The sequence below is a fragment of the Streptomyces sp. ITFR-6 genome (assembly GCF_031844725.1).
In the GTDB taxonomy this organism is placed as follows: Bacteria; Actinomycetota; Actinomycetes; order Streptomycetales; family Streptomycetaceae; genus Streptomyces.
This window is the reverse complement of record NZ_CP134612.1, coordinates 1,212,949-1,239,009: the sequence shown is the minus strand read 5'-3', so window position 1 is coordinate 1,239,009 and position 26,061 is coordinate 1,212,949. Positions and strand designations below refer to the sequence as shown.

Annotated in this window: 21 protein-coding genes; 10 read left to right on the top strand and 11 right to left on the bottom strand. The window is 68.7% G+C overall.

The window, feature by feature from the left end:
* Positions 1-179 precede the first annotated feature (179 nt).
* Positions 180-1,061 (top strand): isocitrate lyase/PEP mutase family protein, encoded by an 882-nt coding sequence (locus tag RLT59_RS05270; RefSeq protein ID WP_311302296.1) that lies wholly within the window; start codon positions 180-182, stop codon positions 1,059-1,061.
* A 45-nt stretch (positions 1,062-1,106) separates the two neighbouring features.
* Here the strand turns inward: RLT59_RS05270 and RLT59_RS05265 are convergent, their stop codons facing one another.
* On the bottom strand, positions 1,107-1,910 hold the full coding sequence (locus RLT59_RS05265; RefSeq protein ID WP_311302295.1) for a FadR/GntR family transcriptional regulator: 804 nt from the start codon (positions 1,908-1,910) through the stop codon (positions 1,107-1,109).
* 366 nt (positions 1,911-2,276) lie between these two features.
* Here RLT59_RS05265 and RLT59_RS05260 point away from each other — a divergent pair, with 366 nt between their 5' ends.
* The 7 genes from RLT59_RS05260 (at position 2,277) to RLT59_RS05230 (ending at position 10,264) form a co-directional block, all read left to right on the top strand.
* Positions 2,277-3,938, top strand: coding sequence for an FAD-dependent monooxygenase (locus RLT59_RS05260; protein ID WP_311302294.1), 1,662 nt, complete (start codon positions 2,277-2,279; stop codon positions 3,936-3,938).
* 79 nt (positions 3,939-4,017) lie between these two features.
* Positions 4,018-5,379, top strand: a complete 1,362-nt coding sequence (locus RLT59_RS05255; RefSeq protein ID WP_311302293.1) for an MFS transporter — start codon at positions 4,018-4,020, stop codon at positions 5,377-5,379.
* Positions 5,380-5,394: 15 nt separating this feature from the next.
* Positions 5,395-6,156, top strand: coding sequence for an SDR family NAD(P)-dependent oxidoreductase (locus tag RLT59_RS05250; RefSeq protein ID WP_311302292.1), 762 nt, complete (start codon positions 5,395-5,397; stop codon positions 6,154-6,156).
* Between the two features lie 102 nt (positions 6,157-6,258).
* Positions 6,259-7,638, top strand: coding sequence for an FAD-dependent oxidoreductase (locus RLT59_RS05245; protein WP_311302291.1), 1,380 nt, complete (start codon positions 6,259-6,261; stop codon positions 7,636-7,638).
* A gap of 78 nt (positions 7,639-7,716) precedes the next feature.
* On the top strand, positions 7,717-8,232 hold the full coding sequence (locus RLT59_RS05240) for a cupin domain-containing protein (protein WP_311302290.1): 516 nt from the start codon (positions 7,717-7,719) through the stop codon (positions 8,230-8,232).
* 101 nt (positions 8,233-8,333) lie between these two features.
* On the top strand, positions 8,334-9,089 hold the full coding sequence (locus RLT59_RS05235) for an SDR family oxidoreductase (RefSeq protein ID WP_311302289.1): 756 nt from the start codon (positions 8,334-8,336) through the stop codon (positions 9,087-9,089).
* A gap of 278 nt (positions 9,090-9,367) precedes the next feature.
* Entirely contained in the window at positions 9,368-10,264 is an 897-nt protein-coding gene (locus RLT59_RS05230; RefSeq protein ID WP_311302288.1) for a TIGR03619 family F420-dependent LLM class oxidoreductase, read from the top strand.
* A gap of 43 nt (positions 10,265-10,307) precedes the next feature.
* Here the strand turns inward: RLT59_RS05230 and RLT59_RS05225 are convergent, their stop codons facing one another.
* A complete protein-coding gene (locus RLT59_RS05225) occupies positions 10,308-11,003 on the bottom strand; it encodes a TetR/AcrR family transcriptional regulator (RefSeq protein ID WP_311302287.1) in 696 nt (231 codons plus the stop codon).
* A gap of 101 nt (positions 11,004-11,104) precedes the next feature.
* On the opposite strand from RLT59_RS05225, the gene RLT59_RS05220 reads away from it, so the two are divergent.
* Together RLT59_RS05220 and RLT59_RS05215 are read left to right on the top strand one after the other, a co-directional pair.
* Positions 11,105-12,043 carry an NADP-dependent oxidoreductase gene (locus tag RLT59_RS05220; protein ID WP_311302286.1) on the top strand — a complete coding sequence of 313 codons (939 nt, stop codon included), beginning with the start codon at positions 11,105-11,107 and terminating at the stop codon, positions 12,041-12,043.
* Positions 12,044-12,086: 43 nt separating this feature from the next.
* Positions 12,087-12,767, top strand: a complete 681-nt coding sequence (locus RLT59_RS05215; protein ID WP_311302285.1) for an SDR family NAD(P)-dependent oxidoreductase — start codon at positions 12,087-12,089, stop codon at positions 12,765-12,767.
* A 753-nt stretch (positions 12,768-13,520) separates the two neighbouring features.
* Here RLT59_RS05215 and asnB read toward each other — a convergent pair.
* From asnB to RLT59_RS05170, 9 genes are all read right to left on the bottom strand, one after another.
* Complete coding sequence (gene asnB / locus RLT59_RS05210) at positions 13,521-15,350, bottom strand: asparagine synthase (glutamine-hydrolyzing) (protein ID WP_311302284.1); 1,830 nt, start codon at positions 15,348-15,350, stop codon at positions 13,521-13,523.
* Positions 15,351-15,788: 438 nt separating this feature from the next.
* Entirely contained in the window at positions 15,789-16,421 is a 633-nt protein-coding gene (locus RLT59_RS05205) for a TetR/AcrR family transcriptional regulator (protein WP_311302283.1), read from the bottom strand.
* Positions 16,418-17,911, bottom strand: a complete 1,494-nt coding sequence (locus RLT59_RS05200; protein ID WP_311302282.1) for an MFS transporter — start codon at positions 17,909-17,911, stop codon at positions 16,418-16,420. The genes RLT59_RS05205 and RLT59_RS05200 overlap by 4 nt, the downstream gene beginning before the upstream one ends.
* A gap of 385 nt (positions 17,912-18,296) precedes the next feature.
* The gene (locus tag RLT59_RS05195) at positions 18,297-19,511 is read right to left on the bottom strand and encodes a cytochrome P450 (protein ID WP_311302281.1); all 1,215 of its coding nucleotides are present in this window, start codon (positions 19,509-19,511) and stop codon (positions 18,297-18,299) included.
* Positions 19,508-20,737 (bottom strand): NAD(P)-binding domain-containing protein, encoded by a 1,230-nt coding sequence (locus RLT59_RS05190; RefSeq protein ID WP_399126839.1) that lies wholly within the window; start codon positions 20,735-20,737, stop codon positions 19,508-19,510. Before RLT59_RS05190 ends, RLT59_RS05195 begins: the two co-directional genes overlap by 4 nt.
* A gap of 41 nt (positions 20,738-20,778) precedes the next feature.
* On the bottom strand, positions 20,779-21,984 hold the full coding sequence (locus tag RLT59_RS05185) for an NAD(P)/FAD-dependent oxidoreductase (protein ID WP_311302279.1): 1,206 nt from the start codon (positions 21,982-21,984) through the stop codon (positions 20,779-20,781).
* Entirely contained in the window at positions 21,981-22,175 is a 195-nt protein-coding gene (locus RLT59_RS05180) for a ferredoxin (RefSeq protein ID WP_311302278.1), read from the bottom strand. Before RLT59_RS05180 ends, RLT59_RS05185 begins: the two co-directional genes overlap by 4 nt.
* A gap of 215 nt (positions 22,176-22,390) precedes the next feature.
* Entirely contained in the window at positions 22,391-23,041 is a 651-nt protein-coding gene (locus tag RLT59_RS05175) for a TetR/AcrR family transcriptional regulator (protein WP_311302277.1), read from the bottom strand.
* A 546-nt stretch (positions 23,042-23,587) separates the two neighbouring features.
* A complete protein-coding gene (locus RLT59_RS05170) occupies positions 23,588-25,816 on the bottom strand; it encodes an FUSC family protein (protein WP_311302276.1) in 2,229 nt (742 codons plus the stop codon).
* Positions 25,817-26,061: the final 245 nt, after the last annotated feature.

Here is a 26,061-nt window from a genome sequence, read left to right as displayed (position 1 = left end):
CGGGAGCCGAGCCGGCGGAGTGCACGTCTCGACGGACGAGTCGAGACCCGTCGTGAACGACGGACCCGGCGGTGGCATTGTTCCCGGGCAGCCGCGCAAGGAGCTGTAGGCCCAAAGGCGTCGCCCCTCTTCCGCAAACTTAAAACGATGGAAGCATTCGAGTTCAGGAGAGCGTAATCATGGGCAGTTCCAGCAGAGACGCGATGCGGCGACTGATCGCATCGCCCACGGTGACGGCGGTGCCGGGCGCGGCCAACGCCCTGACAGCGCGGCTCGCGGTGGAGGTCGGGTTCGAGGCGGTCTACGTGACGGGCGCGGGTGTCGCGAACACGTTCCTGGGCGCGCCCGACATCGGCTTGGTGACGCTGACCGAGCTGACCGCGCACGTAGGAGCGATCCGGGAGGCCGTCGATGTCCCGCTGATCGTCGACGCCGACACCGGCTTCGGCAACGCGGTGGGCGTCCGCCGGACGGTGCGGGAGCTGGAGCGGGCCGGTGCCGACGCGATCCAGCTGGAGGACCAGCGCTCGCCCAAGCGATGCGGCCACTTCGCCGGGAAGGAGCTCGTAGGGGCCGACGAGATGGTCCAGAAGGTGCGGGCCGCTGTCGAGGCCAGGGAGGACGAGCGGCTCGCGATCATCGCCCGTACCGATGCGCGGGCGAACGAAGGGTTCGCCGCCGCGCTGGACCGTGCGACCGCGTACCGAGAGGCCGGGGCGGACATCATCTTCGTCGAGGCGCCGCAGACGGTCGAGGAGCTCCGGGCCATCCCCGAGAAGCTGGGCGGGGCCCAGGTGGTGAACCTGGTCGAGGGTGGCCGGACGCCGCTGTTGCCCCTCGACGAGTTGAACGGCTTCACCATCGCCCTGTTCGCCAACGCTGCACTCCAGGGTGCGATCAAGGGCACACTGGCCGCGTTGGAGGAGCTGCACCGCACTGGTTCGCTCGTGGCGGCCTCCCGGCACCTCACCGGCTGGGCGGAGCGTCAGCGCCTGGTGGGCAAGTCCTTCTTCGACTCCCTAGAAGAGCGCTACGCGGTCCGCCCCCCGCACGTCTCATGACAGCGCTGGTATCTGGCCGGGCGGGTCCGGCCAGATACCAGCGGCTCACCTCGCCCCTACCCCGCCCTGCGCCCTGCGGCTCTGCTCTGCGGCGAGCAGCGTGTGCTCCAGCTGTGTCAGGTGCTGGGTGATCTCTTCGACGGCGTGCTCGGCGTCCCGCTCCCGGATGTAGTTCAGAATGTTCCGCCGGATGCGGCCGATGTCCGGATTCGGCGGAGCGGCGGCGCGGTTGAGGCGGGCGTGGACGATCTGCGCGAGCGAATCGGTGAGCGCGACCAGCACCTCGTTATGGGTCGCCGCCGCGAGCAGACGGTAGAACTCGGTGAGGTGTGAGGTTCGCTCGGCGCCGGGTTCGGCGACAAGGTTCTCGACCACCACGATGTCGTCCTCCAGCCGCTGCAGATCATCCTTCGTCGCCCGCTCGCAAGCCAGCCGCAGGACATCCGAACTCAGCAGGATGCGCGCCTCCAGGAGGCTCTCGGAGGAGAAGGCGCCAAGCGACGCGAGGTCGCTGAGCGCGCGCGTGACGGTTCGCGGGTCCCCCTCACGGACAAAGATGCCGCCGAGCACGCCCAAGCGGACCTCGACGAGTCCGTTTGATTCGAGGCCCCGGATGGCCTCTCGCACTCCGTGTCGGCTCACCTTGAAGGCTTCGGCCATCTCCCTCTCCGTCGGAAGCTGGTCGCCCGGCCTGAAGCGGCCGGAATGGATCGCGTCGCGGACCTGCTCGACGATGTACTCATATCCGCGCTTGGCGCGTACTGGTGTGAAGGCCGCGTTCTGGGCCCTCGTGCTCCGGTTTCCGGTTCCGGCGGTCGGCTGCGTCGCGGCGGGGAGAGATTCATCCATGCGAACCACACTAGCCCGTTCGTGAAATGTATTGACCATTTAGACGAACCCCCGCACGCGAGTGCGGCCGGCCATCTTCGGAAGCCTCCCGCGCGAGACTCCACACCGCCGCCTGTCGGTCGTGCACCGCTCCCCGCCTCACGCCCCGTGTCCGCCGCCTCGCCGGGCGTCGTCGTCGCCGGCCCCGCGCGTTCGGCGGGAATCGTGGCCCCCTCCGCGGGCGGAACCCAAAAGCTTTCCCCGAAGCATTGACTGGCAAATGATTTGACCTTTACTGTGCGGTCAACGCGGTGTTGCCAATGTGTATCGCGCCAGGCCGCTCCTGTGGCCGATGTGTGAATGGAACCGAACGAAAGGGCTGTACGCATGGTCGAGCGAGTGCCGGTGCTGATAGTCGGAGCCGGGCCGGTCGGGCTGGCCCTTGCCGGAGACCTCGGCTGGCGGGGGGTGCGCTCCCTCCTTGTCGAGCGTCGGGACGGGTCGGTCTTCCAGCCGAAGATGGACATGGTCGGCATCCGCAGCATGGAGTTCTGCCGCCGCTGGGGCATCGTCGACGAGGTCGAATCGGCCGGCTACAACCGCGGCTACGTCCAGGACAACGCCTGGGTGGCCGACCTGAACAGCTTCGAGTTCGGCCGGGAGGAGTTCCCGGCTCCCCGCGATGAAAAGTGCCCGCCGCAGAGCCCGCAACACCGTGAGCGGTGCCCGCAGAACTTCTTCGACCCGGTGCTGACCGGTTTCGCCGGACGCTCCGGACTCTCGGACATCCGCTACCGCACCGAACTCATCTCCTTCACCGACCACGGCGACGGCGTCACCGCGACTCTGCGTTCGGTCGAGGACGGCCGCACCTACGAGGTCGAAGCCGACTACCTGGTCGGCGCGGACGGAGGGGCCAGCACGGTGCGCACGGCCCTCGGCATCGAGATGGCCGGAGAGGGCGCACTCACCTACACCACCAACGCCATCTTCCGCTGCGACAACCTGGAGCGGTTGCACGACAAGAAGCCCGCCTACCGCTACATCTTCATCGGGCCCGAAGGAACCTGGGCCACGCTCGTCGCCATCAACGGCCGCGACCAGTGGCGTTTCTCGCTCATCGGTGACGGTGAGCACCGTGAGGCGACCGAGGAGGAGCTGCGGCAGGCGATCGTCCGCGCGGTCGGACACGACTTCGACTTCGAGATCCTCTCCATCCTTCCGTGGGTGAGACAGCAGCTGGTCGCGGAGTCCTACCGGCGAGGGCGGGTCTTCATCGCCGGTGACGCCGCTCACCTGACCTCGCCGACCGGCGGGTTCGGAATGAACACCGGGCTGCTCGACATCGTCAACCTGTCCTGGAAGCTGGTCGCCTGCCTGCAGGGGTGGGGTGGCGATGTACTGCTGGACAGTTACGAGATCGAGCAGCGGCCGGTCGCCGAGCGAAACGTGGGCGAGGCGAGCGACAACCTGCGCCGGATGCTGAACCCGCGGCTCTCCCGGCCGGACCCCGTGATCTTCGACCCTTCCGACATGAGCAAGGCGGCGGTCGACGCGCGGAACCAGTTCGGGGACGAGTACACGGCGATGATGAGCCGTGAATGGCACTCCATCGGCATCCATCTGGGCTACCTCTACGAGGGATCGCCCGTGGTGGTACCCGATGGCACGCCCGCCCCGGAACTTGAGGTCTCCCGCTACGTCCAGACCGCCCGGCCCGGCTCCAGGGCCCCGCACATCTGGCTCGACAAGGCACAGACCCAATCGGTCCTCGACGAGTTCGGCCTCGGCTTCGTACTGCTGCGGTTCGACGACCGCGCCGTGACCGGTCCGCTGGAGAGCGCGGCAGTCGCCATGTCCGTACCGCTTCGACGGGTAGACATCAACAACCCCGAAGCCGCCGAACTCTACGGACGCGCACTGGTCCTGGTCCGCCCGGACGGCCAGGTCGCCTGGCGCGGCGACGCAATCGAGGGCGCGGTAGACACCCTTACCCAGGTGGCCGGGCGAACTGCCCCGTCCTCGGCGACCTCGCCGGTCTGCGCATGAGCTTCAAAGGCCCGAGCGGCACCGCCCGGCTTTCCGGTGAGTGCCCCACCACCCGTCACAGAGATCACTGGAGATACAGATGACGATTCTGAGCTCGCCGACAGGGGGTCTGGACCCCGGCAGACGGCGGATGATCCGCCGAGCGACCACGGCCGGCGGCCTGGGCACGCTCATCGAGTACTTCGACTTCGGGATCTACGCCTTCGTGGCGGTCTACATCGCCCCGCAGTTCTTCCCAGGCGACGACCCTCTCGTGGGCCTGCTGCTCACCTTCGGCGTCTTCGCCTCGTCGTATCTGGTCCGACCGCTCGGCGGCTGGTTCTTCGGACGGCTCGGCGACCGTGCGGGCCGACGGCGTGCTCTGGTCCTCACCGTCGTCACCATGGGCTCGGCGAGTGCGCTGATCGGCTTCCTCCCGAGTTACGCGACCCTGGGCACCACCGCGAGCGTTCTCCTTCTGCTGGCTCGCATGGTCCAAGGGTTCTGTGCGGGCGGGGAATCCGCCGGTGCCGCCGCCTACATCGCCGAGAGCGCGCCCGACGGCCGTCGAGGCTTCTACACCTCGGCCATGGCCATGGGCTCGGTCGGCGGCTTCTCCGCCGCCGCCGCCGTGTGCGGGCTGGCTTCCTCACTCGTGTCACCCGACCAGATGGCCTCCTGGGGATGGCGGATCCCCTTCCTGGCCGTCGTGCCGCTGACGCTGCTGTGTCTCGTCTACCGGCTCAAGATCGAGGAGACGCCCGAGTTCAAGGCGATACCGAAGTCCGAGATCGTGCGCAGCCCAATGCGGGAAGTGGTCACCAGGCACCCCGTCAAGGTGGTGCAGGTCTTCCTGCTCACCGTCGCCATGACCGGCACCGGTAACGTTGCGGTCTCCTACTTCGGCACTTACCTGATCAAGAACCGCGGGCTGGGATCCGAGCCCGTCTACTGGATGATCGCCATCGCGATCGCCTTGGCCGTGCTCACGTACCCCATGGTCGGGCTGCTCAGTGACAAGCTGGGACGCAAGCGCGTCATCATCACCGGATACGCCGGTTTCTTGGTCCTGGCCTACCCGGTCCTCCTCATCCTCGACAAGGCGACGAACATCGTGGCACTGGGTGCGGCTTTCACGGTCTTCATGCTCGTCCACGCCTGGACGATCGTTCCGGGGTACGTGTTCTACGCTGAGATGATGCCGCGCAACGTTCGGTACACGGGTACTGCACTCGGGTCCAACCTGGCCTTCATCGTGACCGGCTTCGCCCCTCTCGTGATTACTCGGCTGATCGACTCCACCCACACGATCACGTCCCTGACCTGGTGGTTTCTGGGGATCATGGTGGTCGGTCTCGCCGCGATCACGTTCGTCAAGGAGACCGCTCTCAAACCCCTCCAGGCCGAGAGCGACCGGGAGGAGTCCCAGCTCCGCCCCGCCGGCGACTCTCTGCTCGGGTGACCAAGGAGGACGATCATGGAGACATCCAGGCTCACCGTCATCACCGGCGCCGCGCAGGGGCTCGGTGCCGCCATCGCGAAAGGACTCGCGGCCCCGGACAGAACGCTCGTCCTGCTCGACCGCTCCCCTGCGGTCAAGGATGTCGCGGACGCCCTTGGCGCGGAGTGCCGTCAGGCCGTGGGTCACGTGGTCGACCTCGGCGACGGAGAGGCCGTCACCGCGTTGACCGGGTTCCTGACCGAGGAGTACGGACGCTGCGACATCCTCGTCAACAACGCGGCACTCAGCCCGAAGGCACCGGACGGTACCCGGCTCGACCTGGCGGACATCCCCGTGGAGCAGTGGGAGCAGGTGCTCGCGGTCAACCTCACTGCGGCGTTCCGGCTCTGCGCGTGGGCACTTCCGCTGATGAAGAACCAGGGCTGGGGGCGCATCGTCAACATGTCCTCACGGGCCGGCCGGATGTATGTTCCGCAGGCCGGAGCCCACTACGCCGCCACCAAGGCCGCGCTGATCGGCTTCACCCGGACCGTCGCGGGTGAAGGCGGACCGTACGGGGTCACCGCCAACTGTGTCGCCCCCGGCAGGATCGAGACACCGCTGACCAACGGCAACCCGTCCGGCGCGGCGATGGGGGCTGCCTTCGTGAGCCAGACCCCAGCTGCCCGGATGGGACGCCCGGACGAGGTGTCGGCCGCAGTCGAGTACCTGGTTTCGGAGCGCGCCGGATTCGTCACCGGGGCGGTGATCGACGTCAACGGTGGTGTCCTCGGCTGACGCCGGGACGGGTAAGAGCTCGATCTTCGAGAAGACCGCTGCGGGAAAGCCGCCGGCAGCAGCGTTGCACCATGCTGATGGCGCCGGCCGAGGGAGAGAACCATGGGATTTACCGACAGCAGAGAGTTCAGCACCGATGTCGTCGTGGTGGGCAGTGGGGCATCCGGGAGCGGTGCGGCCCTGGCCGCGCTGGCGGCGGGCGCCACGGTGACACTTCTGGAGAAGCGGCCGGTCGGCGGAGGTTCGGCGGCTTTGTCCGCGGGTGGCTTCTGGACATTCGAGGACCGAACGAAGTTCGACGAGCTGGCCCGGCTCGGCAATCGGGAGATGCAGTACAAGCTGCATGCTCACCACCATGTCGCGGCTGACTTCATCCGCTCGCTGGGCGTGACCATCGCGGACCGGCCGATCCGGTCCGGCAACAGGTTCGGGGTCGGGTACAAACTCGACATCACCGGGCTGCTGGCATACGCGCAGGAGGCCGTCGTCGAGGCCGGCGGGCAGGTTCTGCTGGAGACCGCCGCGGTCGGCCTCGTCCAGGAGCGCGACCGTGTCGCAGGCGTCCTCGCCAGGTCGGCGGACGGGACACTGACCACGATCCGGGCGAAGTCGGTCGTCCTCGCCTCCGGAGGGTTCCAGGGAAACCGGGAGATGCTGGCCCGCTACATGGGGCAGAACGCCGACCATCTGCTGGTCCGCTCGAACCCGGGCAGTGTGGGCGACGGCTTCCGCCTGGCGCAGTCCGCGGGCGGGGCGGGAACAAAGGGAATGTCCACCTTCTACGGCCATCTCATCGCCCACCCGGTCACATCGTTCGAGCCGGAGGAGTTCCGTCCTCTCACCCAGTACCACTCGGCGGCGTCGGTCCTGGTCGGGATGGACGGCGAGCGGCTCGCCGACGAGCGGGTCGGTGACTCGGTCCTGTCCCAGGTCGTGCTGCGCGCACCTGGTGCCCGTGGTGTGCTGATCTTCGATGACCACGTCCGCCGCAACGAGGGCACCGACGAGCCGTTCCCGGGTGTCGGCAGGGTGGACCGCTTCGAGCGCGCGCGGAGCGCCGGCGCACGGACGGCCACGGCGGACACGCTCGACGCGATCATCGACCAGGTGGCGGAGTGGGGTGTGGCCCGCGACGCGTTGCGGCTGACGATGCAGGCGTACGTTGCGGCGGTGAGTTCCTCGTCGGCGCAGGCCCTCGGGGTGCCCGTCGCACCGGACGCGCGGGCACCGCAGACAGCGCCCTTCTACGCGGTGGAGGTCCAGCCGGCCATCACCTTCACCTTCGGCGGGGTGCGGGTGTCACTCGACGGCGAGGTTCTCGACCCCGACGGGCGGCCGGTTCCCGGTCTCTTCGCCGGGGGAGCGGACGTGGGCGGTATTTCGCACTGGGCCTACGCCGGCGGTCTGGCCCCGTGTTTCATCACCGGCATGTGGGCGGGGAAGGCCGCGGCACATGCGCACGCCATCGCAGAGAGGGCATGAGCGGCAAGGCGGGCTGAGACCGCTTCGACGGCCCGGCCCCGATCCTGTCCCCAAAGGCCCCCGAACAGAGGAGGAACCATGGAGTACCTGAAAAACATCGAGGTTGTCTTCGCCAGGACCAACGAGGACGGTGTCGAGGAGTTCGCGGACCCCGGCAGCCCGGCCGAGCGCTTCGACCCGGGTGCCCTGGAATCGCTGTGGCTGTGGGCCGCCCCGACCGACTCCTCGCTGCCTGCCAACCTCGGTCGGGCGCCGGATGTCATGCGTTTCCCCGGGCCGGGCGGCAGTCAGTTCGGAATCGTGTGCCTGCCGCCGCACTCGGCCGGCAAGCGTCGGTTCGACAGGTCGCACACCGAAGACCCCAACATGCGCGCCGGAAACCATACCGAACCGTCGATGCATGCGACGGACACCCTCGACTACGACGTGATCCTCTCCGGCAAGGTCGACCTGGAACTGGGCAGCGGGGAGGTCCGCACGCTCGGACCGGGCACCTGTGTGATCTTGGGGGGTGTCGCGCATGCCTGGAAGAACCACTACGACGAACCCTGCATTCTGGCGGCGGCCATGATCGGCACCGGGCGCACCGAGTGAGGAAGGCTCGACCTGAGGGATAGGGACTCGGCGGCAGATCGAGCCATCCACCACATCGAGGTGACGGCGGACCGCATGGTCCCGAGTGAACGGAGAAATTCATGCCGGACCAGAAAGTCGCATTGATCACCGGGGCCGCGAGCGGAATCGGACTGGCCGTCGCAACCCTCCTCGCAGAGGAGTCCACCGTCGTGCTGCTCGACCGGAGCGAGGCCGTTTGGGCGGTGGCGGAGCGGATCGAGGCCGAGGGCCACCGGGTACTCCCGCTCGTGGCGGACCTGGGGAACCACCAGCAGATCGACACCGCGGTCGGGCGCATGCATGAACTGGTGGGACCCTGCGACATCTTGGTGAACAACGCCGGGATCCACCCCAAACGGAACGGGATCGTCCCGGGTTTCGAGGATCTGTCCTTGGAGGAGTGGGACAGGGTGATGCGCATCAACCTGTCCGCACCTTTCCTGCTCTGCCAAAGAGCTGTCGCGCCGATGAGGGAGAAGGGCTGGGGCCGGATCATCAACGTGGCCTCGCGCGCCGGCCGTACCTACTCGGACCGGGCAGGCACGCACTACTCGGCTTCGAAGGCCGGGCTCATCGGTATGACCCGCAAGATCGCGGGCGACTACGCCCGGTACGGGATCACCGCCAACTGCGTGGCGCCTGGGCAGATCGAGACGCCGCTCGCCCGCACGTCCGACCCTCAAGTTCTCCAGAACGCCGCCATGACGACGCCGGCCCGTCGGCTGGGTACAGCGGCCGAGGTCGCCTCGGCGATCCGCTACCTGGCCTCGGACCAGGCGGGTTTCGTGAACGGCGCGGTGGTCGACGTGAACGGCGGCGGATTCATCGGGAGTTGAGTCAAACGGCCGTTCGGCTCACCACCGGCCGTACCCTCGCGACTCCGCGGACGCGCGACTTGGCCCGTCCGGTCATCGATCTCGAACGGCACTGCCCAGTAGGCGGCCGTGCCGTTCGAAGAGTTCCGTTGCAAGGAGGAAACGATCAACAGTGCTGTGCAGAGGCCGCCCGTCCTCTGGTGAGACAGTGCACCTGTGCGCCAGGCCGCGCACCGGTCTGACGCGGTCACGGAATCAGCCGCCTGCCCGCCCTCCACCGACCATTTCCTGGAGTCGCCATGCGTATCGGATTCACCCTGCCCCAGATGGGCCCGGTTGCCCGCCAGGCCCACGAGGCCGGTCGCTTCGCGAAGGAGGCCGAGGCGCTGGGCGCGGACAGCCTCTGGGTCGGCGACCGGCTCCTGGCCCCGGTCGAGCCCACCGTCGGATACGGAGGCGGTGACAGCGTCCCGGACACCTTCCGGACCGTCCTCGACCCGTTCGCCCTGATGGCCGTGGCCGCCACCACCACGGAACGGGCCGAAATCGGGGCCAACATCCTCCAGGCCCCCTGGTACGCGCCCGCCCTGCTCGCCCGCTCGCTGACGACCATCGACCTCATCAGCGGGGGGCGTCTGCTGCCCGGCTTCGGCACCGGCTGGTCCCCCGAGGAGTACCAGGCGGCGGGCGTGCCGATGAAGGAGCGCGGCGCCCGGCTGGACGAGGCCCTGGACGCGCTGGAGGCGTGGTGGACCACCGATCCGGTCGAGTTCGAGGGCGCGTACACGCGGATCCCGGCCACCTATGTGGGCCTCAAGCCCGTCCGGCGTCCGCGTCCCCCCATCTATCTGGCGGGCTTCGCTCCGGCCGCGATGCGCCGTGTCGCCCGCAGGGCCGACGGCTGGCTCCCTGTCGTCCAGCCGGGCTCCGGTCCCTTCACCCCGGATGCCGTCAACGTTCCCATGGCGGAGGTCCGGCGGCTGGCGGCCGAGGCAGGCCGGGACCCGTCCGGACTCGGCATGGTCCTGCGGGTGTACCCGACCACGGAGGCGACCCTCGACGAGGTCGTGGGAGCGATCACGGGCGCCGGACGGGAGACCGATGTCGATCACTGCTTCGTGGAACTGATGAATATCGCACACGACGTCGACCACGCTCTTGAACTGGTCCGGACCGTGTTGGACAGGGCCAGGTGACCTCTCGCTCGACCGAAGCCGCCACCCCCGGGGGCCGACCGGTTCAGGAGGTGGGGGGCAGGCGGCGGGAGAGGCGCACCATGGCCCGGTAGAGCGCTGTGGGGTCGGGAGCGGGAGGCAGTGGCCCGGCTTCCGCCCCGGGGACCGCGAAAGCACGGAGCAACTGGCCGACGAGACGGCGCCAGGCGTCGGGGGCGGCGTCGCCGCCGGCGGCCACAACGCCAGCGTTGGCCATCAAAAGGATGACGAGGTCCTCGGGGGTGAAGTCCATCCGAAGACGTCCCGTGGCCTGGGCCCGCTCGATCAGCAGAAGGAAGCCGTTGTACGCCTCGGCGCGGCGGGCTTCCAGCGCTTTGGCGGCAGGGAAGGTCATGGTCAGGACATCGGCGAAGCCTCGGTCGGCGGCCTGCATGGCGCAGACGGCTTCGATGTACCGGGCGAAGCCGCGCCAGGGTTCGGGGTCGGCCAAGGCGTCGGTGACGGCGATGGCGTAGGCGTCCATACGGTCGGCGAAGACCGCGCTGATGAGTTCTTCGCGGGTCGCGAAGCGGCGGGACAGGGTGGCTTTGCCGACGCCGGCTTCGCGGGCCACGGCAGCCATGGACACGCCGAGACCTTCGGCGGCGTAGAGGCGGCGGGCGGCGGCCAGGATGCTCTCGCGGTTGCGTTCGGCGTCGGCACGCAGGCCCGTCCCGGGCGGGTGGCCCGGGGCGTCGGCGGAAACTGCGGAGGCGGTCATGGTCCCCACCCTACCGAAATGGAACAGCCTGCCCACTTGTGTTGCTACGCTGGACATCATGGAAACGGGAAGGCCGTTCCACTTCTGCGAGGATGATGATCATGCGTGCTGTGACTGTCGATTCCGTTCCGTCCGCTCCCGCCGTGAGGGAGGTCGACATCCCGCGCCCGGAGGCCGGTGAGCTGCTGGTGAAGGTGGCGGCCTCCTCGGTGAACGGCTTCGACGCCGCCACTGCCGCCGGATATATGCGGGGGATGATGGAGCACCGCTTCCCGCTCGTGGTCGGCAAGGACTTCGCCGGCACCGTCGAGGCCCTCGGCGAGGGCGTGGAAGGCTTCGCGGTCGGTGACACGGTCTTCGGCGTCGTGATGAAACCCTTCCTGGGCACGGGTTCTCTGGCCCAGTACGTCACGGTGACCGCCGGATACGGCGTCGCACCGATCCCGGAGGGGCTGAGCGTTCAGGACGCCGGAGCACTGGGGCTGGCCGGTACGGCGGCAGTGGACAGCGTGAACGCGGTGAACCCGGGCAAGGACGAGACGCTGCTGATCTCCGGCGCCACTGGAGGGGTGGGCGCGCTGGCCGTGCAGATCGCCGCCGCCCGCGGCGCCAAGGTGATCGCCACCGCCCGTCCCGGCGCGGAAGCCGACTTCGTCACCGGCCTCACCGGTGCCGACGTGCACCTGGTCGACTTCACCGGCGACCTGGAAGCCCAGGTCCGCGCGATCGTCCCGCACGGAGTGGACGCGGTGGTGCACTTGGCCGGCGACGGCGCCCAGCTCGCGGGCCTGCTGCGGCCGGGCGGACGCATCGCCTCCACCCTCGGCTTCGGCCCCGACGCCGTCGAGGGACAAAATGCCACCGCGCGCTCGGTGATGGCGGACGCCACTGTGCAGACCCTCACCGCCCTGGCGGCCGACGCCGCCTCCGGCGCACTGCGTGTACCGGTGACCGCCACCTATCCGCTGGAGCAGGCCCCAGACGCGTTCGCCGCGTTCGGTGCGGGCGCGCTCGGCAAGCTCGCCATCACTTGCTCCTGAACGGAACCGTCCTACCCGCACCCCGCACGGAAGAGGTCTGATCGTGCCCACTCTCGTCATCGTCGGCGCCGGTCCCGGTATGGGCCTGGCCATCGCCCGTACCTTCGGCAGCCGCGGCTTCGACGTCGCCTTGATCGCCCGTACCAAGGGGAAGCTCGATGCGCTGACCGACCAGCTGCGCCAGGAGGGTGTCGTGGCCGCCGCCTTCCCCGCCGACGTGCTGGACCGCCCTTCCCTCACCGCTGCTCTGGACGCGGCCCGAGCCCGCTTCGGCACGCTCGACGTGCTGGAGTACTCCCCGGCACCGCACTCGCCGGTACCCGGCTTCACCACGGTCCCCCCGAGCGAGGTCACGGTCGAGAACGTCCAGCCACAGATCGAATACACCTTCTACGGGGCCGTCGCCGCGGCACGCGCGGTGCTGCCCGCCATGCGAGAGGCCGGGGCCGGGACGCTGATCTTCACCACCGGTGGCGGTTCCGTCCACCCCATCCCCATGCTCGGCAACGTCAACGCCGCCGCCGGCGCGCTGCGTAACTGGACCCTCAACCTCCACAACGAGCTGACGGGCAGCGGTGTGTACGCCGTACATGTCGCGATCAACACGTGGATCGGCGAAGGCGGACCCGAAGGCATTCCCGCCGCCACTCCGGAACAGATCGCGCCGCTGTACTGGGACCTGTATGAACGCCGCGACCGGAGCGAGATCGTCTTCAACGGCTGACCCCACAGCACCTTGTGGGCCCGGCGCGTTCGGTCCGCGCACCCCTCCTGACCGGTCACGACCTGAAGGATTCCCGCTTCCGCTTTCGAAGTCACAGCTCACCGGAGCAAGAGCCTCGTTGGCTACCTGTCCTGCAGCCCTCGACCTGTCCCCGCGCCGGGCCTACGATCCTCGTCATCGCCCGCGCGGGCGATGACGGTGCGGGCTCTCGCCGTGTTGGCGCGTGCTTCCCGCGCTGGTGTGCCCGCGCCGTCACGATCCCCTCACCCAGCTCGCGGCCGTCTCGGGCATACCGCTGGCATCACCCATGACTACATCGCCTCATCCCCGGCTTGCTCGCCGACCCGGGCCTGCCCGAGTGGTCGACCCCGCCGGTGAGGTTCTGCGGACGCCGGTGCGTCCCGATTTTCGCCGACCGCGTCTGCGCGGGCGCCGGCCCGGAGACCAGACCGGGCTCAAACAGCGGCCGGGAATGCGTACTCACCTACCACGCGCCCCACCGTCAACCGGAGCCCGGCCTTGCCGGGAGCGTCGGTCGAAAGGCGCACCGTCGAGTTCCCGCCATAGTTTCCGTGGATCCGCATTAGCCTCCAACCATTGGACCGTCTGCGCTCCTCCTGGGGTGGCAACGCTGGATATGCGCATGGAATCGAGTCTCCGCTATCGCCGGTATGTCTTCTGGCTCCACGCGAGTTGCGCAATTCACAGCGAAAAGGGAAGGGAGGAGCGGTCCGGGGGCCGCTCCTCACCCGGTCAGATCCTGATTGTCGGACGGTGAAGGTCGAACCATGCCCCGAGGTCGAGGGTTCGCTCCAGCAGCATCCGCTGCTGCTGACTCAGGTCGGCGGCAGGCCGAGTGGTGGCCACGGTGAGGCGCTCCCGACTGACCAGGTCCGTCGCCGCGTGTCCGGAGCGCAGCAGTTCGGCGCCCTGGGACTGGATGGCCTCGACATAGGCGGGGTCGAATGTACCCGGGTATCCGCTCTTCTTGCGGTTGGCGACCGACTCGGGGAGGACATCCCGGGTCGCGGCACGCAGCAGGCTCTTCTCACGGCCGTCGAAGGTCTTCAGGGACCAGGGGGCGTTGAAGACGTACTGGACGAGGCGGTGGTCGCAGAACGGGACGCGGACCTCCAGGCCGACGGCCATGCTCATCCGGTCCTTGCGGTCCAGGAGGGTCTGCACCATGCGGGTCAGATGGAGGTGGCTGACCACCCGCATGCGCTGGTCCAGGCCGGTCTCACCCTCCAGGATGGGGGCCTGGGCGACAGCCGTCCGGTAGCTCTCGGCGATGTAGTCGCCGAGCGCGAGCGCGGGCTTGAGTTCCTCGCTGATCTGGCCGCCCGATTCGATCAGCGAATGCTGGCCCACCAGCCAGGGGAAGGTCTCGGCGTACCTCCGCTCGTCGTGGAACCACGGGTAGCCGCCGAACACCTCGTCCGCGGACTCGCCGGACAGCGCCACGGTGGAGTGGCGGCGGACCGCGGCGAAGAGCAGATAGAGGGAGTTGTCCCGGTCCCCGATACCCACCGGCAGGTCACGCGCGCCGACGGCCGCACGGCGAACCTCCGGGGCGGACAGGGCCGCCCCGTCCAGAATGATGTCCTGGTGGTCGCAGCCCACGTGTTCGGCGACGGCGTGGACGTAGGGCGTGTCCTGAGTGGGTGAGACGTCGATGGCCTGGAAGTGCTTGTCCTGGTCGGGGAAGTCGACGGCGAAGCTGCGCACCGTCTCGCCCTGGGGCGCGAGGTGAATTTGCGACAGGGAGGTGAGCGCGGAGGAGTCCAGGCCGCCGGAGAGCAGCGTGCAGCGGGGTACGTCGGCGACGAGCTGGCGGCGGACGATGTCGTCGAGTAATTCGCGGACGTGCGCGACCGTCTCGTCCTTGCTGTCCCTGTGGGGCTCGGAACGCAGCTGCCAGTAGATGTGGTGGCGCATCCCGCCGCGGTCGAGGACGATGATCTCCCCGGGCCGCACCTCACGCATGCCCTCCCACACCGCGGCGCCGGGCGTCTTGACGCCGGCGAACAGCTCACGCAGACCGTCGAGTCCGACGACTGGGGCGACCATGGGGTTGGCCAGGATTGCCTTGGGCTCGGAGCCGAAGACGACGCCGTCCTCGGTCTCGTAGTAGTAGAACGGCTTGATGCCCATCCGGTCGCGGATCATCACCAGGCGCTCGGCGCGGGCGTCCCAGATGGCGAAGGCGTACATTCCGTTGAGGTGTTCCACGAGCTTCTCGCCCCACACGAGGTAGCCGCGCAGCACCACCTCGGTGTCGGAGTCGGTGTCGAACCGCTGCCCGGCACGGCGCAGTTCCGAGCGCAGCTCGGTGAAGTTGTACGCCTCGCCGGAGTAGACCATGCAGACCGCCCCGTCAGGAGTCTCCACGGTCATCGGCTGCGCGCCGCCCGGCAGGTCGATCACGGCGAGTCGCCGGTGCCCCAGGGCGACGTGCGGTGCCACCCATGAGCCTGCGGCGTCGGGGCCACGGCACGACATGGTCTGCGTCATGGCGTCGATATTTTCTTGATGGCCCGTCAGATCGCGCCGGTAGGAGACCCAGCCAGTGATTCCGCACATGAGAACCTCGTTTCACTCGAAGGGAGTTGCCGAGGAAGACTGTTGCCCCATACACGCAGTTAGTCCACATGGAATCGGGGATCACCCGTGTGGCATTTCTGACAGGTAAATTTATGTTAATTGCAGGTTTCGTGCGGTCTGGAAAGCTTTGCGCCAATAGCGCAATCCTGTCGAATCGATTCCGGCCTGGCACTGCCAGGTACGCGTATTTGGTCATGTGCCAGGAGGCGCAGCGGCGAACGCTCGGACCCCGAAGGTGGTCGGGGCGCAGCTTCCGGCCGGCGTTGCCGCTGCCGAGTGTGTTGATGCCCCAGCGTTTTGGTCACCGCGGGGCACACATCGGCCACAGCCCACCGAGGGGCCTGCCGAGAACAACGATCACCCACGCATCCGACCGGTCGTGTCGCAGGCGCTCGCCACAGGAAAGGCTCGGTTGTTCTACGATCCCGTGTCCGGCAGCCGGCCATCGGCTCGCCGCGACAGTGGCGGCTCGGGGCTCAGCATGTCGAGGAGCAGCGCGCCCAGTACGTCGTCTCGTACGTCGGGCAGATGATCGAAGGCACCGGACGTGCGTGCCAGGACGACGCCGATGAAGGCGCTGGCGATGATCTCGGCACGCAGTTCCGGCTGGTCCACGCCTTCCGCCGACAGTCGACGGCGCAGCGGCTCGATCACGCGGCGGTGAAGCTCCTCGCGGGTGGCCGTCTGACCCGCAGGATCGTCGTGCGGGCGGACGGCGACCTGGTAGATGGGATTGGGGCCCCGCCGCCGGGTCAGGTCGAGGATCACCGCCAGCCTGCCGGGGTCGAGCAGGTCGACGATCTCGTTAGGGCCGTCACCCATACGCAGCGTGGCGACATAGAGCTGGGCCTTGCCGCCGAAGTAGCGGGCGATCATGGTCGGGTCCACACCGGCACGGCTGCCGATGGCCCGCGCGGTGGTGCGGTCGTACCCGTGCTCGGCGAACAGCTCACTCGCGGCCTTCAGTAGCCGGTCACGGCTGCCTGCGGCGTCACGCCGCGGCCGGCCGGCCGCGGTTGGCTGAGCACCGGCCGGTGTCGTCGCACTCATTCCGCGACCGTTTCGTCGCGTTGCCCCGACAACGGGCCCGGTGCCGCAGGACGGTGTGCACTCTCCGTCACTGGATGTATGCGTCCCTGGGGCAGGTTCCCCGACAGGATCCGCCCGCCCCGGCGACGCAACGGCACGATCAGGGCCACTGCGGCGGTCACGAGCCAGACCACGCAACTGAGCAGTCCCACTGCGGTATAGCCGTTGGAGGAGGGGTAGGCCGCGCCCGCACCGGTGTGCCCCTCCAGCACGGCCGCGCTCATCGCGCTGCCGACCGCGTAGCCGATGTAGCGCAGTACCTGGTTGAAGCTCATCGCGCTGCCGGTCTCGTGCGAGGGCACCGCACGGACGAGGAAGCCGGGAATCACCGCGAAGATGACGCCGACACCGAGGCCCGCGACGAACATGACAGCCATGATCTGGGCCATGTTCCCGCGCCACGAGGTGAACATCGCCATTGAGGCGAGCAGGATCAGACAGCTCATCGGGAGCACCGCCCGCGGTGAGGTCCAGCGCACCAGAGTCGGGGTGAGCCGGTTCGCCAGGAAGCTGCCGATGGAGAACGGGGTAAGGGCCAGACCGGCCACGACCACTGTCTGGCCCAGCCCGTAGCCTGTCGCGGCGGGCGTCTGTACCAACCTGGTCACGGTGGACAACAGCATGTACATGCCGACACCGGCCAGGACCGCCGCCACGCTCGCGGTCATCACCGACCTGTCACGCACCAGCCTCAGCGCAACCAGTGGGTGAGGCGTGCGCAGTTCCCAGAACACCCAGACGGCGAGCAGCAGGACGGAGGCGCCGATCATGCCGTCCACGCGCCACGAGCCCCATCCCCACGCCTCGCCCTCGCTGATCGCCACCAGCAGTCCCGCAGTGCCCAGGGCCAACAGCACCGCTCCGAGGATGTCCAGGGGGACACGGGCCCGGTGCCGTGCCGCGGGCACGGCCCACGCGGCGGCGGCCAGTCCCAGCGCACTGACCACGACACCCAGCCAGTAGGCCCCACGCACGCCTCCCCACTGGGCCACCAGGCCGGTGAGAGGGTAGCCCAGTCCCACACCCGTCACCGCGGTGATGGAGAGCATGGCGATCACCGGTGCGGAGCGGGCGGCGGGCAGCGCGTCCCGGGCCACGGCGATGGTCAGCGGAGTCAGGCCGAGCCCAATGCCCTGCAACGCACGGCCCACCAGCAGCGTCGCGAAGCCCAGCGGAAGTGCGGCCAGCACGCAGCCGATCACGACCAGCGCCAGAGTGCCGACGACCACCCGCCTGCGGTGCGGCCCGTCGCCGAGCCGCCCCATCACAGGGGTGGCCACCGCCGCTACCAACTGCGTGATCGTCAGCGACCACTGCGCATCGGCGACCGACACATGGCTCATAGCCGCGATGGAGGGGATCAGTGGGGCCCCGAGGCTGCCGATCACGGCCGTGACCAGGCAGACGAACGCCAAGCAGGGCACCAGGGCCCGCGACCGTACCGACTCCATCTCGCTCCTCACACGTCCCGCCCCGAAGGCCGTCCGCTGTGTCCACATCCGATGTCTACATGTGATGTCTACGCCTGATGATAGACCTGGTCGATCCGGGAACGGCAGGCCGGGTACCGCACGCTGTGGGGACACCACCGGCCGGGCGGACGCTGCCGCGCAGGGGCGGGCCCCAGCGCGGCAGCCGCCCCGGCGCCGTCGTACCCGGTGCATCTCGGTGTGACCGCGGCATGCTCGGCCCGCCACAGCACAACCGAACCGACGGTCTTTGAAGCACGACGCCGCCGGACGGGAGGACACCTGGGCTCCCGTCCGGCGGCAGTTGCGTCGCGGTAGGCACGTCACCCGGCCTTGCGCCCGACGCGTGAAGGGCGGCTGATCGGGGTCAGCGGGTGACCATGAGCTTGCGGACGCCGTAGTTGGTTCCGGTGAAGTCCATGGGGACCTCCTCCAGCGGGGTGGCGAGCCGCAGATTCGGGAAGCGTTGGAAGAGCTTCGGCAGGACCGTCCTGAGCTCGGCGCGTGCGACGTTCTGCCCCAGGCAGGCATGGACTCCGTAGCCGAATCCCATGTGCCGGACCATCTTGCGGTCGAGGTCCAGGCTGTCCGGGTCCTGGAAGACACGGGGGTCCCGGTTTGCCGCGTTCATCGCGACAACCACCAGCTCGCCCTTCTTGATCTGCGCGCCACTGATCTCCAGGTCCTCCTTGGCCACACGTCCGAGCCCGAACTGGACGATCGTCAGGTAGCGCATCAGCTCCTCGACTGCACCGCCGATCTTCTCCGGGCGTTCCGTCAGTTCCCTGCGCTGCTCGTCATGGGTGAGCAGGGTGAGCGCGGAAAGTCCCATCATGGCGGAGGTGGTGTCGTGACCGGCGAAGAGGAGCAGCACCCCGAGTCCGATGAGCTGCCGTTCCGTGAGGATCGACGCCTCGCCGTCGGTCCTGGCGATGAGTTCGGCGAGAATGCCGTCGGTGGCTCCGGTGCGTCGCTTCTCCGCGACGAGGCGGGTGATGTAGTCGATCAGCCAGTGAGCCCCCTTGTCCCGCTCCTCGCGCGCCTTGGCCATGTCCATCATGTCCACGGTGGCCTCGTGGAAGCTGTCGCGGTCCGCGTACGGGACTCCGAGCAGCTCGCAGATGACCAGGCAGGGGATGGGCAGAGCCAGGGCCTGGACGAAGTCGAAGGTCTCGGGCCCGGCGGCGATGGCGTCCAGGTGCTCATCGACGATCTTGTCGATGTAGGGCTGGAGTTTGTTCTGCACCGCCTTCGGGGTGAACCGGGCGGTGAGCAGCCGGCGGTAGGCCCCGTGGTCGGGCTCGTCCATCATGACGAACCCGGGGTCGAACGGCGAGTCGTCGCCGGCCTCCGCGGCCTCCCCCTCGGGGGTGTCGTGGCGCGGACGCTTCGCGCTCAGCCGCGGGTCGTTGAAGACCTGGCTGCCCTCTTCGAAGCGGGTGGCCAGCCAGCCGGTGGTGCCATTGGGGAACCGCACCCTGATCAGGGGCTGTTCCGCTTGCAGCCGACGGTAATCGGCGGGCGGGTCGAGAGGTTTGAGGGGGTCGCGGGTGACCGGCTGGCTGATCAAAGTCTCGGTCATTTCTGCTCCTCAGCGGTGGCGGAACGGGCGGTGTGCGCCTCGATGGCGGCGGTGATGCCGGTGTGGGTGGCGGTGGCCTTGCACCAGCCGGTGTAGACGGCCAGATGCAGTACGGCCTCCTGCAACTGTTCGGGCGTCAGCTCCCCGTTGACGAGACCGCCGTTGGCGATGATCTGGATCAGCTCCGGGCGGCCGACCGTGGCGGCGACCCCGAGGGTGAGAAGTCTGCGGTCCCGTACGGACAGGGCCTCGCGGCCCCAGACCTGGGCGAAGAGGTAGTCGACGGTCTGATCCGTGAAGAGGGCGTCGCTCCCCTCCGCGGCCGCGCCGAAGCCCGGACCGTAGACACGGTCCATCATTTCCAGGCCGAACGCGTGCGGGTCGTCCGCCGCCGCCCTCTTCCTCTCCTCCGTGTCCTTCCCGGTGGAGACCTCCTCTATCTGGAGGGTCTGCGAAGCCTTCGCGCGCACCACATCCACGAGTGGGGCGTCGACGTCGAGCGCGGCGGCCAGTTGCTGAGCGGCGTCCAGGTCCTTGGTCATCAGCGGCTGGATCAGGCGGCCCACGGCCTCGGGCAGTTCGCCGTCGGGTCCGTGCATGCGCAGAAGTTGCAGCAGCATACGGCCCTCGGGGTCTGCGGACTCGATCACCTCGGCGAGTCGTGCCGGGTCGACATCCGCGGCACGGACCAGCGCCGCAGCCTCCGCGACAGTCCGCCAGCCGCCGTAGGTGACGACGTTCCTGGCGATCTTCGTGGCCATACCGGCGCCGACCGGCCCGCAGTGCACCACCTTCCTGGACCAGTCCTCCAGCACGGGCAGTGCTCCGGCGACGGCGTCCCGGTCGCCGCCGAGAATGGCCACCATGCCGTTCTCCGCCGCCTTGTCGCCCGGCGTCACACCGCAGTCCAGGAAGGGCACGCCCCGCCCGGCGCACAGGCCGCTCAGTTCCCGTACGACGGGCAGGGCCACCGTGGACAGCAGGACGACCGTCAGGCCGGGGTGTGCGGCGGACAGCAGCCCGTTCGCCCCGGCGATCACCTCGCGTGCCTGTTCGGCGTTGAGGACCGCGACCATCACGACATCGCTCGCCGCGGCCACCTCGGCCGGTGAACCCAGCGGAGCGGGCACGCCCGGCAACTTCTCCGAGGCGTCGGACCGGATGTCGTGAACTGCTGGAACCCGGCCGCTGCGGACCAGACTGACGGCCACACCACCACCGATCATGCCCAGGCCGACCACGCCGGCCCGAAGAGCTTGGTTCTCCTTCATGCGACGCTCCCCAAGGTGAGGGCGGCCCCTTCGGCCACCTGTGGGCGGTATCCCCGCAGGGAACGCACCATGTTGACGCCGACCGCTGCGCACACGCGGCCTGCCCTGCCATAGAGCGCGATCAGCCTGCGCTCGTCCGTACTGCCCTCGACGACATGTACCTCATCCGCCTCCCGGGTACGGCCGTAGACCTGGATCTTCAGGTCGTACTGGTCGCTCCATACATAGGGGACGGATTCGAATGTGGTGGCCCGATCCGGGCCGAGAAGGATGCTGCGAGCCACGGCCAACCCCTGCTCGCCCGCGTTCGTGCGGTGCTCGATCCGTGCGGGCTGCCCGGTCAGAGGGTGGGGCCAGGCCGCGACATCGCCTGCCGCCCAGACCCCCGGGGCGGCCTGGAGCATGGCGTCGCACACCACACCGTCGGTGACAGTGAGTCCGCTGCCGACGAGCCACTCGGTGTTCGGCCGAGCGCCGATGCCCACGAGAACGGACTGCGCGTCGATGACACTGCCGTCGACGAGTTGTACGCCGGTGGCCCGGCCGGACTCCGTGCGCAGTCGCTCCACCCGTGAACCGGTTATGACGTTCACACCGTTCTCGGCGTGCACCGCGCGAAGCATGGCGCCCAGTTCGTCACCGAGAGCGTCCCCCATGGGCTGCGCGGTGTCGGTGACCAGGGTGACCTCACAGCCCAGCCGACGGGCGACCGCGGCGGCCTCGGCGCCTACGAAACCACCCCCCACGACCACCAGGTGCGGTAGGGCGGCCAGGTCCGCCCGCAGGGCGACTGCGTCCTCCAGCGTGCGCAGCACGTGCACGTTCGCCAGCCCCTCGGCGCCGGGCAGACGCCTGGCGCGGGTGCCGGTGGCCACCACGAGAGCGTCGTAGCGCACAGGAGAACCGTCGTCGAGGGTGACCTCGCGGGCATGCGTGTCGAGGCTGACAGCACGTGAGCCGAGACGCAGGTCGAGGCCGAGTTCAGCGACGGCCTCGGGTGTGCGCAGCGACAGCCGGTCGGTCTCCCACTCTCCGGACAGCAGCTGTTTCGACAACGGCGGCCGGTCGTAGGGCAGATGCGTCTCCTCACCCACCAGAACGAGCCGATCGGCGTATCCCTGGCGTCGCAGGCTCTCCGCGGCGGTCAGTCCGGCGGCGGAGGCGCCCACGACGACGACGGTGCGCGGCAAGATGTTGCTCATTCGTTCACCTGGATCACGGCGGCAGGACAGACCGCCGCTGCCTGCCGGACATTGTCCGCCTGGTCGGCGGGCGGGTCGGCGTCCAGAAGGACCACGATGCCGTCGTCGTCCCTCTGGTCGAAGACATCGGGTGCGGCGAGGACACATTGGCCGGCACCGCAGCATTTGTCGAAGTCGATGGAAATCTGCATGGAAATCTTCCTCCGTCGAGCCCTTCGGGGCGACGTGGCCAAGCACCCGGATGTAGTTGCCCTAGGCACCTAACTAAGTTCAGTCGCGACTGTACTCCCGAATGAAAGGAGGAACAAGCAATAAGCGCTAAAGGGAAGTTGGAGTGGATTATCTGTGCGCGAACGGTGAATCAGGTGTGGCTCGTGCCGCTGCGGGGCCGAGGGGTGAATCTGTGTTATGCGTCCGGACCGGAGGGGTCGGCAGGGGTGAGTATCTCGCGGATATGGCGGGACGCCGCCGTTTCGGCCGCACCCTCGTGACCTGGGCGTGAGCCGGGTGCGCTGGTGACGAGTGAGTCGATGAGCCCGTCGGCCAGGAGCAGTACGAGCGCCTCGGACGACTCGCCCCGGTAGAAACTGTGATGAAGCGAGACCGTGCCGTGCAGTCCGGCCCACAAAGTCTGGGCGGCTTGCTCGACGGGCTGGGTGACGATGTATCCGGAATTCTGGCACTGGCGGATCCCGGCCCGGAGACTGGCCGAAACGTGCCGAGCTGGATGATGGCTGATTTTCGATGGTGCGACCGTCGGCTGTCGCACCTCGAACATGAGTTGATAATGGCCCGCATTGTTGAGCGCGAACAAGCAATAGGCCCGCGCCTGCGCCTGTAGGCGGGCGCGCGGCTCCGGCGCATCGTCGGTAGCGGCCGTCATCTGCGCGACGAGTTCCTCGTATCTGTCGGCGAGGGCCGCCCATACCAGTTCGCTCTTGTCCGCGAAGTGGAGGTAGATACTCGGAGCGGAGATCCCCACCTCCTTGGCGACCGCACGCATGGTCAACTTGTCCGGGCTGCCCCACTCGACAAGCAGGCGCTGGACTGCGGTCACGATCTCCCGGCGCCGCTGAAGGCCATGGGCCTGCTCCCGGTCATCACCCTCCGACGGTGTCGCCATCAGTACCCTCTCGTCGGGCTACAGGTCTACCAGCCGCTCCCGGTAGAGGCGCGCCAAGGCCGGGCGCCGTGCCTCGGGGCAGAAGCGCGGCCTGGTCCGGCCACGCAGTAATGGTGATTTTCAGCCGCAGTTTATCCGGGAGTCATGGCTGCTGTCGCGGATCATCCGACCTGCCGCAGCGGGCTCGGCCATGGCCGAAATCCCTCCCCGCGTAGCCGTGCGAACGCTCCGCGAATAGCACGGTCCGACGTCAGGACAACGCAGCGAGCGGAGCGACCGAGCGTGGGACTGCGGGTTCGTTCTGGTCAGGACTCCGGGGGGCTGAGCCCGCCGTTCCGGAAGCGGGGCCCAAGAGTGGCTGGTCCGAGGCATGAAGCCCGAGCGATGGTCGGGCGGTGAACTGCGTACAGAGCCACAGGAGGTGGACCTGCGCGTGAACACGGGCCGACCCATCGCCCGGCGGGGTCATGGCCGCGACCCCTATGGGAGGGGGCCTTCGCCCGCGGCGCCCCCGGTCGGCGTGGCCGCAGCCGCGTGGGCGGGCGGCAGGGCATCCAGCAGCCGGCGCACCGATGCGACGGGTTCGTGCTGCTGGTGCCCCGGTACCACGGACCTCGTCATCGAGGCGGACCGAGAGCCGGTGGTCCGCGCCGTGTGGGCGAGACCGCGCAGTACCCGCGCCCGCGTCGCCGAAGGGACGCCACGGCCGCGCTCAGCGGAGACCGACAGCTCCCGCAGCCGCGTGGCGAGCACCCGGTGCTGGTTGATCTCGGATCGTACGCGCGCTCGCGAAGGCCGGGTCCAGGACGGGCGCATCGCCAGGGCGGCGGCCAACCGCCGAGTGCTGTCGTCCACTGCGCGGGCTTTCGCGTGCAGTTCCGTGGAACCGCTGCCCCGCGATCTGTTCGCCGTGGCGAGTTCGTCGAGGAGCTCACCGATGGCGTGGAACGCCCCGGCGCGCTCCAGCGCGACAGTGTTATGTGCTCGGACGGGGAGTATCAGTGCGGTCACAGCGATGGTGATCACCGTCCCGAGCAGGGTCTCCGTGAGACGCAGAGGGACGAGGGAAGGTTCGTACTGGTGCATCAGGTCATAGAGCTGGAACAGGCTGACGGTGATGAAGAAGGCGAGATAGGCGTACGAAAGGGACGTCAGGTAGTGCCCCAGCAGACAACTCACCAACACGACGCAGATCACCGGCGCGGGGCCACCGTGCAGGAGGGCGGCCAGGGGTATGGCGGCCAGGCAGCCGAGCAGTGTGCCGACCGCCCGCTGGACACCCTTGACCAGGATCTGCGACCGGGTGGTCGGCCCCAGCAGAATGATGAACACGGTGATGATCGACCAGAAGTACTGCTCCGGCGATACCAGGTATCCCAGAACGATCGCCAGCCCCACAGCCAGCGCGGCCTGTATCGCATAGCGCGCCGGCAGGCCCAGCGTCCTCGCCCCCTCGGCTTGTGGACCGTCAGGCATGGCCACCGCCATCGTGCCTGCCACGCCGGGCAGGGCGCCCGCGGCGCCTACGACGACGACCGGCGCAAAATCCCCGGCATCCGGGCACTCGCCGTCCTGAGCCGTCCCCATGACGTGCCAGTTCAGGCCGGAGTCGGCGAAGGCGACGACCGCTCCGGCCAGGCGCCGCACATGCTCGGCAGCCTCCTCCGTCGGCCGGTCGAAGGCCCCGGCCTCTCGCGCACCGGAGACATCCGGCTCGCCGCCGGTTGCGACCGGCGGCGCCTGCGCGTCTGGGGGCTGAGCCATCGCCAGGAGCGCTTCCTCGCGGGCGGCGGCATGGTCACCGCGGGTGAGCGGACGCAGCATTCCGAAGGCCCGCGCACGAGCCCGTTCCCTCCCGGAACCACCTGATGGCAGGGAAGCGTCCGCTTCCTCGGACAGGGCTAGCACCGAGCCCACCATCACGTCGATCGAGTGCTGGCTCTCCAGGAGCTCGCGCCGGATGGACGCGGCATGCGCCGCGTCCGAGGCCGCGGTCGGGTGGGCGAGCCAGCCCTCGACGGTCAGGGCTGTGCCGCTCAGGCGCGCGTAGTGTCGCCGAAGCCCGGCACGCCGACGCTCGCCGGGAGCCTCCAACACGCCGACCGCGCAGCGCAGAGCCGCTTCGGCCTGTGCGTTCCAGCCACGCACGGCGTGCCCGAGTGAGGCTCGTGGCCGGTGTCGGAATACCGTCAGAGAGAGCAGGCCTGTGCACGCCCCCGCGATGAGCTCGGCCCAGAGCAGGTATGGCAGATCCGCCGGGACCGGACGAAAGACCGTGGCCATGTAGTAGCCGGCCCAGCCCAGAAGTCCCAGAATCGCGTAGGGAGCACCGAATCTTCTGATGACCACGGCCACGAAGGTCACCAGGACACACACCACCATCTGTCCTGCGAATCCGCTGTACTCGCGGACGAGCACGGCGGTGACCAGTCCGGTGGCCGCAGCGAGCGGCTGCCACAACGCGAAGCGCACCCGCTCCCGCACCGTGGGCTGGAGAACGGCTGCGGAGCCCTGCATGGCGGCCACCCCGCCAACGAGCATGGCAGTCATCGCGCCATGCCCTGCGAAGAACAGCGGTGCCAGGAAGTACTCGGCGACCAGCGCACCCCCGAGGCTCACGGTGGCCGCCCACGCGGCGCGCCATCGGGCGAGCCCCGGATCAATCCCTGCGGACTTCGCCGCAATCCGGACCCACCATTCGGCTACCACCTGTTCGCTCCCTCGTGCCGGCTCGGCGCTTCGCCTCAGTGTCCCTCACACCTTCCACAGTAGATGCATGCAGAATACATGCATGAGGTGATGTGATGTTCAAGCGAGAGCCGTCCGCCGAGATCGAGTACCAGTCCACCGCCCCGGTCCGGAACTGGAGCTGTCGCCGCGGCGGGGCGAGTTCCACATTGAGGCTTCCCCTTGATCGTGGCCACCTGGAGTCTGGGACCTTGAGGTTCCAGAGG

Bases quoted from the DNA above. Each gene is read 5' to 3' on its own strand.
- RLT59_RS05270 (WP_311302296.1), top strand. From the start codon at position 180: ATGGGCAGTTCCAGCAGAGACGCGATGCGGCGACTGATCGCATCGCCC.
- RLT59_RS05265 (WP_311302295.1), bottom strand. From the start codon at position 1,910: ATGGATGAATCTCTCCCCGCCGCGACGCAGCCGACCGCCGGAACCGGA.
- RLT59_RS05260 (WP_311302294.1), top strand. From the start codon at position 2,277: ATGGTCGAGCGAGTGCCGGTGCTGATAGTCGGAGCCGGGCCGGTCGGG.
- RLT59_RS05255 (WP_311302293.1), top strand. From the start codon at position 4,018: ATGACGATTCTGAGCTCGCCGACAGGGGGTCTGGACCCCGGCAGACGG.
- RLT59_RS05250 (WP_311302292.1), top strand. From the start codon at position 5,395: ATGGAGACATCCAGGCTCACCGTCATCACCGGCGCCGCGCAGGGGCTC.
- RLT59_RS05245 (WP_311302291.1), top strand. From the start codon at position 6,259: ATGGGATTTACCGACAGCAGAGAGTTCAGCACCGATGTCGTCGTGGTG.
- RLT59_RS05240 (WP_311302290.1), top strand. From the start codon at position 7,717: ATGGAGTACCTGAAAAACATCGAGGTTGTCTTCGCCAGGACCAACGAG.
- RLT59_RS05235 (WP_311302289.1), top strand. From the start codon at position 8,334: ATGCCGGACCAGAAAGTCGCATTGATCACCGGGGCCGCGAGCGGAATC.
- RLT59_RS05230 (WP_311302288.1), top strand. From the start codon at position 9,368: ATGCGTATCGGATTCACCCTGCCCCAGATGGGCCCGGTTGCCCGCCAG.
- RLT59_RS05225 (WP_311302287.1), bottom strand. From the start codon at position 11,003: ATGACCGCCTCCGCAGTTTCCGCCGACGCCCCGGGCCACCCGCCCGGG.
- RLT59_RS05220 (WP_311302286.1), top strand. From the start codon at position 11,105: ATGCGTGCTGTGACTGTCGATTCCGTTCCGTCCGCTCCCGCCGTGAGG.
- asnB (WP_311302284.1), bottom strand. From the start codon at position 15,350: ATGTGCGGAATCACTGGCTGGGTCTCCTACCGGCGCGATCTGACGGGC.
- RLT59_RS05205 (WP_311302283.1), bottom strand. From the start codon at position 16,421: ATGAGTGCGACGACACCGGCCGGTGCTCAGCCAACCGCGGCCGGCCGG.
- RLT59_RS05200 (WP_311302282.1), bottom strand. From the start codon at position 17,911: ATGGAGTCGGTACGGTCGCGGGCCCTGGTGCCCTGCTTGGCGTTCGTC.
- RLT59_RS05195 (WP_311302281.1), bottom strand. From the start codon at position 19,511: ATGACCGAGACTTTGATCAGCCAGCCGGTCACCCGCGACCCCCTCAAA.
- RLT59_RS05190 (WP_399126839.1), bottom strand. From the start codon at position 20,737: ATGATCGGTGGTGGTGTGGCCGTCAGTCTGGTCCGCAGCGGCCGGGTT.
- RLT59_RS05185 (WP_311302279.1), bottom strand. From the start codon at position 21,984: ATGAGCAACATCTTGCCGCGCACCGTCGTCGTCGTGGGCGCCTCCGCC.
- RLT59_RS05180 (WP_311302278.1), bottom strand. From the start codon at position 22,175: ATGCAGATTTCCATCGACTTCGACAAATGCTGCGGTGCCGGCCAATGT.